11 protein-coding genes and 2 pseudogenes are annotated in these 8,089 nt (G+C 61.8%); 7 read left to right on the top strand and 6 right to left on the bottom strand.

Features of this window, described 5'->3' with window-relative positions; all coding sequences use genetic code 11:
* Positions 1-104: 104 nt before the first annotated feature.
* The gene (locus P3T23_RS46665; RefSeq protein ID WP_429322787.1) at positions 105-1,139 is read right to left on the bottom strand and encodes an IS630 family transposase; all 1,035 of its coding nucleotides are present in this window, start codon (positions 1,137-1,139) and stop codon (positions 105-107) included.
* Positions 1,140-1,953: 814 nt separating this feature from the next.
* Here P3T23_RS46665 and P3T23_RS46660 point away from each other — a divergent pair.
* Both P3T23_RS46660 and P3T23_RS46655 read left to right on the top strand, forming a co-directional pair.
* Positions 1,954-2,388 carry a tlde1 domain-containing protein gene (locus P3T23_RS46660; RefSeq protein WP_429322786.1) on the top strand — a complete coding sequence of 145 codons (435 nt, stop codon included), beginning with the start codon at positions 1,954-1,956 and terminating at the stop codon, positions 2,386-2,388.
* A complete protein-coding gene (locus P3T23_RS46655; RefSeq protein ID WP_429322785.1) occupies positions 2,385-2,864 on the top strand; it encodes a hypothetical protein in 480 nt (159 codons plus the stop codon). The genes P3T23_RS46660 and P3T23_RS46655 overlap by 4 nt, the downstream gene beginning before the upstream one ends.
* 281 nt (positions 2,865-3,145) lie before the next feature.
* Here P3T23_RS46655 and P3T23_RS46650 read toward each other — a convergent pair whose 3' ends face one another.
* The 3 genes from P3T23_RS46650 to P3T23_RS46640 all read right to left on the bottom strand — a co-directional run bounded on the left by P3T23_RS46650 (position 3,146) and on the right by P3T23_RS46640 (position 4,962).
* On the bottom strand, positions 3,146-3,469 hold the full coding sequence (locus P3T23_RS46650; protein ID WP_429322784.1) for a hypothetical protein: 324 nt from the start codon (positions 3,467-3,469) through the stop codon (positions 3,146-3,148).
* Between the two features lie 119 nt (positions 3,470-3,588).
* Positions 3,589-3,957, bottom strand: coding sequence for a hypothetical protein (locus P3T23_RS46645; protein WP_429322783.1), 369 nt, complete (start codon positions 3,955-3,957; stop codon positions 3,589-3,591).
* 624 nt (positions 3,958-4,581) lie between these two features.
* Positions 4,582-4,962 (bottom strand): hypothetical protein, encoded by a 381-nt coding sequence (locus P3T23_RS46640; RefSeq protein ID WP_429322782.1) that lies wholly within the window; start codon positions 4,960-4,962, stop codon positions 4,582-4,584.
* A gap of 106 nt (positions 4,963-5,068) precedes the next feature.
* On the opposite strand from P3T23_RS46640, the gene P3T23_RS46635 reads away from it, so the two are divergent.
* Entirely contained in the window at positions 5,069-5,224 is a 156-nt protein-coding gene (locus P3T23_RS46635; protein WP_429322781.1) for a hypothetical protein, read from the top strand.
* A 267-nt stretch (positions 5,225-5,491) separates the two neighbouring features.
* Positions 5,492-5,641, top strand: coding sequence for a hypothetical protein (locus P3T23_RS46630; RefSeq protein ID WP_429322780.1), 150 nt, complete (start codon positions 5,492-5,494; stop codon positions 5,639-5,641).
* Positions 5,642-5,746: 105 nt separating this feature from the next.
* Here the strand turns inward: P3T23_RS46630 and P3T23_RS46625 are convergent, their stop codons facing one another.
* Positions 5,747-5,935 carry a hypothetical protein gene (locus P3T23_RS46625; RefSeq protein WP_429322779.1) on the bottom strand — a complete coding sequence of 63 codons (189 nt, stop codon included), beginning with the start codon at positions 5,933-5,935 and terminating at the stop codon, positions 5,747-5,749.
* Between the two features lie 207 nt (positions 5,936-6,142).
* Here P3T23_RS46625 and P3T23_RS46620 point away from each other — a divergent pair, with 207 nt between their 5' ends.
* Together P3T23_RS46620 and P3T23_RS46615 are read left to right on the top strand one after the other, a co-directional pair.
* Positions 6,143-6,367, top strand: coding sequence for a hypothetical protein (locus P3T23_RS46620; protein ID WP_429322778.1), 225 nt, complete (start codon positions 6,143-6,145; stop codon positions 6,365-6,367).
* A 55-nt stretch (positions 6,368-6,422) separates the two neighbouring features.
* Positions 6,423-6,803 (top strand): hypothetical protein, encoded by a 381-nt coding sequence (locus P3T23_RS46615; RefSeq protein WP_429322777.1) that lies wholly within the window; start codon positions 6,423-6,425, stop codon positions 6,801-6,803.
* Positions 6,804-6,935: 132 nt separating this feature from the next.
* On the opposite strand, the pseudogene P3T23_RS46610 reads toward P3T23_RS46615, so the two are convergent.
* Positions 6,936-7,259 (bottom strand): annotated as a pseudogene (locus tag P3T23_RS46610) (DDE-type integrase/transposase/recombinase); the annotation flags it as partial.
* On the opposite strand from P3T23_RS46610, the pseudogene nhaA reads away from it, so the two are divergent.
* Positions 7,259-8,089: pseudogene (nhaA, locus tag P3T23_RS46605) on the top strand (Na+/H+ antiporter NhaA); the annotation flags it as partial. The pseudogenes P3T23_RS46610 and nhaA overlap by 1 nt on opposite strands.

Raw genomic sequence — 8,089 nt, 5'->3', positions numbered from 1 at the left:
CACCTGGACGAAGGAAACCATCGATGCCGAACTGGCGAAACTGCTCGACGGATACGGCACTCAATTTCAAGTCAATTTCTCGTGAACACTTAGTACGTAATGTTTCAAGCGGCGTAACGAACATGTTTTTCGTTGAACAGGTTACGAATCACTTGAGGTTCCTTTTGCCGACGATGCAGGTGGCGCCGGACGTTCCGGATCATCTCCGCTTTGTTGGTCGGGCGGCTCTTGCCGAGTGCATTGGTTTTCACATCCTGATTCAGCAACTCATCCGGGTTCAGCTCGGGACAGTAGCCTGGCAGTCGGATCAGACGCAGGCGATCAGCATGCTCGGCGACGAACTGCCTGATAGCAACGGACCGGTGGACCGGATGCCCATCGACGATCAGGTAGATCTTCCGGGTAACCTGTTTGAGCATGCGCTTCAGGAATTCGATAAACGTCGCGTTCTTGAATGTGCCCTCGAAGACCATGAAGCTCAACTCCCCGCGGTTGGTGATCGCCGAAATCATGTTGCAACTGAAGCGCTTCCCGGTGGCGCGCACGACCGGCGTTTGCCCTTTGAGGGCAAAGCTCGTTCCGCTGATGTGATCACTGCGCAATCCCATTTCGTCGCCCCAGTAGATCGTTGCCTGCTCCCGCTTCGCCTCTTTGGCGATCGGCGGATAGTCTTCGTTCAGCCAGCGCTCGATCGCCGCGTCGTTTCGCTCATAGGCTCGCCGGACCGGTTTCTGGGCACTCATGCCCCATGCTTTCAGGTACCGGCCAGCCGTGGTCGCCGACACCGTGATGCCGTACTCCCGCTCGATCAACTGTGCCACCGATTCGCGCGTCCACAGGTAGAACGGCAGCGCCAACTGGTCGGGCATCCGTTCGATGATCATCTTGCGAATTCTCACCGCCTGCCGGTGATTGAGTCGGCCGCTTCCCGCTCGCCGGCCTCGTTTGCCAGCTCTGAGCGCTCTCAGTCCGCCTTCTCGCGCCGTCTTCATCCATTTGCTCACCGCTCGCACGCTGACCTTATAGGTCTTCGCCGCCGCAGTTTGCGTCATTCCTTCACGCACAGCCTGTACCACCGTTTGCCTCAGGTACGCCTGTGTCGCCTGGTCCAGCTTTCGGGCATCGTTTTTCGTCTTCATTCCCGTATAACGCACCACGAACTATTTGGTGCACGCGTCAGTAAGGTCAGCCAGTCGTTGCGCGCTGAATCAAACGCCTCGCGTGACTCCAGCCGCCCAACCGACGATAGCGTGCCCAGATGGTGCAGGGACTGCGCCCTGAACACTTCCATCAGCGCGTGCCGGCGTGGATGGGTCGTCAGCAATGCCTGGAGAAGCATGCCTTGAGCGCATACCTGCGCACGCAGCGTTCGAAGCCGCCTTTCGAACTGATCGGCGCCTGTGCGCTCATCGGAATCGCGAGGCAGGGCGCCGTATCCGATCAATACTTCCTCACGCGGCCCGGAGCCGGTTTTCGACGGTCCGCTCGCGCGTAGTCTGGCCCGGACGGTCGCGCCCGCAGCGCCATCAACGCAACGATACCCATGATCCGAACCCCCTGAACCACGTGCGGCGCTGCGGGGTAGCGGTCAGGCGGGCTTCGAGCGCAGTCAGCGTGGCCCACAGTCCCTCAATGGTGCGAGGCGCGGTTTCATCGCGTGGCCTGTCGGTCGTGGAATCATGCATGGCGCGGTGTCAGCGGGATCGATCGTGGATGGACGCGGCGAACGGTGCTGCCGCATGATGGGCGAAGTCATGCCCTGTCGGGCAGCACGGCTCACAATAATTTTATGCGAAGGGCCGGCGGACATCGGCATCGTTCGTCCAGATGCGCGAAGATATCGGCACGGAGGTGTTGCAGGGTTGCCGCCGCACCGGACAGGGTCTCCCCCGGTCGCGCTTTCAGTTGGCGATATCGAAACCTGCCGGCTTCGGATGTTCCGATGGGGGCTTCATGAGAACGCTAATAATGGTGATGATCGGTGCCCTGATCGTCACTTCAGCCGAACCACTAGAGCAGGATGTGCCGTGGATATACAGCCAGGGCTCGGGTCAACTGAAGCGCAACGGAGTGGTCGTGGCGATCGGTTACTCGGGCGGCGGCGAAGGAAAGAACAATCCGCGCATCGAGCAGCAACGCGACGTTGGCCCGATTCCGCACGGCGTCTACCACATTGGCCGCCCACGCAACTCTTCGCGTCACGGCCCACACTCCATGACCTTGACGCCCGTGCCTGGCACGCAGACCTGGGGACGGTCGGGTTTTCTGATCCACGCCGACAGTATCGAGCATCCCGGCGAGGCCTCCGAGGGTTGTATCATCTTTCCGCTCAGGATCCGGCAACTGATTTCCAGTAGCCGGGAGACGACGCTGGTGGTGGAGCCATGAGAAAATCTGCCCTTCTGATTGTTAGCCTGCTGGCCATGGTTTGCGCGCGGGCCGATGTCCTTTCGCCAGCCAGCGTGGCAGGCCAGATTGACCGGCTGGGGGCCGACCAGGCTGTTCACCAGCTTGTCGCGAGCGGAGAATACGACCGTGTGTTGAACCACATCCAGAACGGCAACGGGCGATGGATTGCGCTGGCGCCCAGGCTGGCGCCGGGCACGGATGCTGGGACAGCGGAGGACCTGGGTATCGCGCTCGCGTATGCGCTGCCCGAAAATCCCGAGGCGGTGCTCTCGGTCATCGATGGTAAAGATGGCCCTGTGATTGGCGTCAGCCGCGTATGTGGCGTGCCGTTTATCGAGGGAACCATCGGCGACGTTCACGCGTACACTGAGCGCGCCGTTGCGGCCGTCTCCCGTGCCGACAGACCGGACCTTGCACATGTCAGGCTCGCGTGCCTTGACGCGCTGCAAAGGTAAGCCTGGCTGTGCCGCTCAAGCCTGTTGCCCGCCCGCGGTCGCGCGACATCCGTTGCGGTGGCGCCGCCGCGACTGAAACCGGATCGTCGTTGAAAACGGCGCGACCGCGCCTGCCGCAAAAGTGACGTCATCCTGCGGTTGTATCCCGCGTTCCGGCAATACGTCCGTGCAGGTCCGCGAGACGGCCCGACGCTGACAGCGCCCGTTCTGGCAACGACGGTGTCGAGGGCAGGGCTTGCCGCCGATCTGCTCCGGTTCGTTGCAGGCAAGGCACCTGCTCGCTAGCTGAACGCATCCGACTGATCGTGCCGGTCGAGCGGGCTGCGCATCACGCGGTTGTGCACGCGCCGGAAGGCTTTGACATCGGCCTGTGCGTTCAGTTCGTAGCCGGTTACGGACTCCACCAGCAGGGCAAACGGCGCGTCCCGCTCGCAGGGCGACGCCGCTCCGCGTTCGATGGTTTCGGCGAGCGCGGAGATTTTCCCAATCTGCGCGTAGTGGCGCCGGCAAGCCTTCAATATTTCGTGCGTGAAGCTATCAAGCAGCCTGACCAGTGCGGGCGATTGATGATGCAGCATCATTCTGGGTCCCTGGATGGAAAACATTGAAAAGTCTCGTTGAAACTGGCTCGTATCGAATCACGACATGGAGGATTCCCGAGCGATATCGGCCCGTGAAAAATAAATCGGGATGGTGCGCGGATTCCCGCGAGCGGCGATGGTGATCAGTGCCGGGTCGTGATGGACGGGCCGAGTCGGCAGGCGTGAAAGAAACCACCGTGGTCGGTGTCGTGCGGGGTGGCGCCGAGCAGCCGGTTGTGCAGGCTGCGGAACGCAGCGACATCGATCTGCGTGTTCAGTTCGAAGTGGATCGCGGTTTCGCCCAGTCGCGCGAACAGCACGGCGGATTCGGCCGGGCATATCGCGCTGGCGTCGAGGGTTTCGGCCATCGCGATGAGCCGCGTGAACTGCTCGTAGTGCACCCGGTGGGCAAGGTTCACGGCTTCGAGGAACTCGTCGAGCAGGCGGGTGAGCGTGGATGAAGTGAACTGTTCCGCGGAGTCGTCGGGAACGTCGGAAATGCGGCTGGTCATGCAGCGGTCTCCTTGGGTTGGGGCCGCTCACAGTTCGCATCAGGGGATGAGGGTGAGCGGGCACAGCAACGAGGTTGAGAGACCGGTGTTTGCCAAGCCGGCGGGCCTTGCGACCCCCTCGCCTCGGCCCGCCCATTGGAGATAGACGTGCAGAGGCAAACGCAGCAACCCGCTTGTGGCAGGTTGTGCGGGCAAACAATCGGGCTCTCACACCCGGCCGTCGCTGTTTGTGACGGCACTTCGATTATAAACGTACGGCGACGCTTTCGGCGTGCTATCTGGCCCCTGAACGGTCGAAGGGAGATTCGGGCACGGCGATCGTATGGCTATGGCTGCAATGCCGCAGTCGATGCACCGACCACATAGATCTCGTCCGGTCGCCTACGAAAAAGCCGGCCCTTGCGAGGCCGGCTTCGGTGCCGTCTTTCCGGCGGTCAGTTCTTGCTGCTGTGAGGTTGCACGGCACTACCGGCCCCGTGCGGCGGGTACTGCTCTTGACGAAGTTGCCGCCCCGTCAGGGTTGGCGGGGCGTACTACACCGCACGATAAGTTGCCTGCGCCGGCCGTGACCGATTCTTCCCGTCTCCGGCCTCGATCCGTTTGACATCTCACCTTGGCCGTCACTCATCCTGTCGTCTCGCTGCCAGATACGTCGTCCGCAGCGACAGGCCGATACGTGTGCTTCAGCATCGCGCCGATTTCTTCCTCGGGAATGAAAGCCATCGCCTCATGGGCGATTGCGATCGTGTGCGCCGACTTGTCGCCCCTTGCCAGCAGCGTTCGCAATGTGTCGGCCCGCGTGAAGCCGTAGGCGCTTGCGGCAGCCAGCAGTTCATCGAGCATCGCCGCAGCCTGCGCACGCTCGTCCGGCGTCATCCCGTCGTCGTGGGTCCGGTCGCCGGTCAGCATCAGTATCGGCATCGTGGTCGGCGCGCTGCCAGCGAGTTCGGGATGCGATCGCCGGCGCATCATCAGCTTTCGTTTCAGTAGCAGTCTGCGATTCACTATTCCATCCTTGTCGTGGATATGCGGTGTGGGGGCCGGGCGTCAACTGGATGCCTCGGTCCATCCGGCATGAGCGCCCTGATGTCAGCCGCTCGTTGCAGGCTGCATGGCCCATCTTCAGCGTGCGGAGCCTCTGCGCGAGCGTGCGCTGCACGCGAATGATAGCGGTCTTCTCAACGAGCTGACAGGCGTAGTCCTCTACCTGCTCGCCCACGTCGAATCTGGTATCGAACGCGACAGGTTCGCCATTCGCCCGGAATAGCCGCGCAAGCCCAAAGCGGTCCGCGAGCGCAGCCATGATGATTTCGATCCTGCCTGGCGTGATAGCGAGCGGCAAATTAAACAGGTGCGTCGCAATGTGCGGGTAATCGACGTTCATGACCGTGCGATTCAATGGACCTTGATGCGCTGTCTTGTCGCAGGTTCAAGAATTTGGGGACTCGGTTGTTTCGGACTTGTCCAATACCAGGCGAAGCCCCGCCGGCCTATCCTCTCATTGAACATTTTCGAGATCCGCACGGAGACTGCCATGAGCGCCTTCTTCCTGATTGAAGCGATGCGTCAGCACAGCCGCGCACGGATTACGCGCCACAGCCACGTCCGCCCGAATCCATCGCGCCTGGTTTCCGCGCTGCGAAAGCTGTTCGCTGCGCGTCGCCCGGCCTGCGATTGCCGCTGAACAAGGCAGGACACGATATGGATTCCTTCCACGTATTGGTGTTGCTGATTGCATTTCTGGCTACGTATGGCGGCATCGTTGTGTGGCTTCGCTAGCGAGCCGGTATCAGTTCGGCCTTGGCGGTTCCTCGACTTTCCCCGCCTCAGCCGCCGCCACGCTTCCGGCCCAGTCCGTCAGTTCGTGACCCAGCTCTTTCATCAGGCGGATTTCCATCGCGCGCTGGTGCAGCACTTCCCCGTAATCGAGTCCCTGTTCCGCACATTCGCGCTTCGGCGTCGAGAGCGCCGCATCCATGCCCATCACCACACCGGCCTTTTCCCTGGTCGGTCGGCGAGGCTAGGCAGGACTCACCGGGCGCGTCACATCGGTGCGTAACCGTTACGCACGGCAAACATCCCGCGCCTGCTGCAATCGCATGCGCCGCGACCGCGCCACCATCCTCACTGGCAGGCCTTTCATGGCCTAACATAGGTTCATGTGCCACCTCGCAGGAGGCGGATCGTGGCCACAACCACCCCAGACGTTTTGCGGGCCGGGCGGCGGGAAACCATACGGCAGTCTGCGTACCGACTGGCTGAGAGCGGCCGATGCAGGGACTGGCACGCGGTTGAGGACCTGCTGTGTGTCCGGTATGGACTGCTCGCGACGCGCCGGCTGCTCACCGATGTGTCGTTCCGTGCAGATCTGAACCGGCGCTGCGCGGCGGCGACGAACAAGGACATCTGAAGCTCTCGATCCTCCATCGATAATTTCCATATCGCATTTCGGCAGGGAGAGGATCGTGGAAATGATGACGAATCCCGACTCGGAGGCTCGCGCCAGCCTGATGTGTTACATAACCCTTTCAGAGCTTGCGGCCTTTGAACGGACCGGTAAGTGGCTATCTACCGATCATCTTGTAGCAAGCGCACGCTACTGGGTGGGCAACAACGAACAGGGGGCGCCGTGGCTGGACCGGCTGCTCATCTCGCGGCGTGCCGAATCGCTGGCCATGCAGCTTGTCCGGTCGGCCGTGCCGCTTGGCGACACGGCGGAGTTCGCCGCCGTGTTATTCGATAACCGTCGGCTACTCAGCAACACGAACCGCTCGCCCACGATCGCCCATGTCTATCGTCTGTGCCAGAATGCCGTATCTGGGGCGAGCTGGCCCAAGGCCCTCTGACATTGCCCTGACGAGGGAGCGGTGAAGGACGTGGGGGCAGTGGTACGGGACGGTCGACCGTGCACGGAGCGATCTGGGTTTTGTCGCGATAACGATTGCAAGTTGAGCAACGCCTGATATGACTAGGACTACTTATGCCGCCAACGAATAGAACTGCTCGGCGACAGTTTGTCGGGCGCCGTTGTCTTTCATCTGCCCCTTGGCGATCATGTGAGCCACCTCGATGCCACCGAGTAGGATGCGTGCGCACCGGAAATTCTTGAACCCGAGCATGGGGCGGGTACGCCGCTTGATCGCGCGGTGGTCTTGTTCGATGATATTGTTCAAGTACTTCGTCTGCCGGATCTTGATGGGCGTTTCGCGCTCGGCGCTGATGGCTTCCAGCGCAGCCAGATTGGCGCCGCTTTTGTCGATCGTCACCGTCTCGGGTTCGCCATTCTGGCCGATTGATTTTTTTGATCGGACTGGAGGTGAAGCGTGAGGTAATCGAAGGTGAGCTGTCCACGCCTGCGCAGATCGTGCTGCCTGTCGTGGCCGCGTTGGGCGGCATGGTATTGCCCGCTCTGATCTATCTTTTCCTTAACCGCGGAAATGGTGCCACCCTGAATGGCTGGGCCATCCCGACCGCCACCGACATTGCATTTGCGCTGGGCGTGCTGTCCCTGCTCGGTGACCGGGTGCCGACTTCCCTGAAAGTATTCCTGACCGCCGTGGCGATTGCCGACGATCTGGGCGCCATCATCATCATTGCGCTGTTTTATACCGCCGAGCTATCTCTCCCGATGCTGTTTCTGGCCGCTGCGGCCATCGCAGTGCTGACCGTCCTGAATCTGCTGAAAATCACGCGGATCGCACCTTACGTCATTGTTGGCGTGATCCTGTGGGTATTCGTGCTGAAGTCCGGCGTGCACGCAACGCTCGCGGGGGGTGCCGTCGCTTTCGCGGTGCCGTTGAAGACCACGGACGATCATGGCCACGCGCCCCTGCACCGGCTCGAACACGGCCTCCATCCCTGGGTGGCCTTCGGCGTTCTCCCCATCTTCGCTTTCGCCAATGCCGGCGTCTCGTTCACGGGCGTGTCGCTGATGGCGCTCGCCGAGCCCCTGCCGCTCGGCATCGCCGAAGGGCTTTTTATTGGGAAGCTCGTCGGTGTCTGCGGGGCGAGCGCGCTGCTGGTCCGGCTCGGTCTGGCCAGGCTTCCGGAAGGCGCCAGCTGGCTCCAGATGGTTGGCGTCGCCGCCCTGTGTGGCATTGGCTTCACGATGAGTCTGTTCATCGGCTCCCTC

The sequence above is a fragment of the Paraburkholderia sp. GAS448 genome (assembly GCF_050435685.1).
GTDB lineage: Bacteria > Pseudomonadota > Gammaproteobacteria > Burkholderiales > Burkholderiaceae > Paraburkholderia.
The sequence above is the reverse complement of the archived record's forward strand: the minus strand, read 5'-3'. Positions and strand labels throughout refer to the sequence as shown.